The organism is Tsukamurella sputi (genome assembly GCF_007858445.1).
GTDB classification, from domain to species: domain Bacteria; phylum Actinomycetota; class Actinomycetes; order Mycobacteriales; family Mycobacteriaceae; genus Tsukamurella; species Tsukamurella sputi.
The window spans coordinates 1-556 of sequence record NZ_VIGV01000162.1 but is presented as its reverse complement, the minus strand read 5'-3'; the positions used below and the strand labels follow the sequence as shown (position 1 = coordinate 556).

The 556-nt window shown below is 65.1% G+C and carries 2 pseudogenes; both read left to right on the top strand.

Going from position 1 to position 556, the window contains the following annotated elements:
- Nucleotides 1-282, top strand: a pseudogene (locus tag FK268_RS23625) (sugar ABC transporter ATP-binding protein); the annotation flags it as partial.
- Nucleotides 282-556: pseudogene (locus FK268_RS23620) on the top strand (ABC transporter permease); the annotation flags it as partial. The pseudogenes FK268_RS23625 and FK268_RS23620, both read left to right, overlap by 1 nt.

The window sequence follows — 556 nt, the reverse complement described above, 5'->3', positions numbered from 1 at the left end:
AAATGGCTCGCCCGCGACTGCGACATCCTCATCGTCGACGAGCCCACTCGCGGCATCGACGTCGGAGCCAAGGACGAGATCTACCGGCTCCTCGAGCAACTGGCGGAGTCGGGCAAGGCGATCATGGTCATCTCCAGTGACCTGCCCGAAGTGCTGCGCCTGTCCCACCGCATCGCGGTGATGGGGGAGGGACGCCTCGCCACCGTTCTCGACAGCGACGAAGCAACCCAGGAGACGATCATGGAGAACGCCACCCGCTTCCACGAGACGGCGGTGAAGTGATGACCGCGACCTTCGCGCCGCCCACGCCCGACCGCGACAGCAGCGGCGGATTCGCGCTGACGTCGTGGATCCGCGGCCAGATGCAGCAGTTCCTCGCCTTCGTCAGCCTCATCGTGATCGTGGTCTTCTTCTCGTTCGCGAGTCCGAACTTCCTGACCGCCGGCAATCTCACGGGCATTCTCGTCGCCTCGGTGACCATCGGCCTGCTGGCGCTCGGCACCACGATCGTCATCATCACCGGCGGCATCGACCTGTCGATCGGCACGGCGATGAT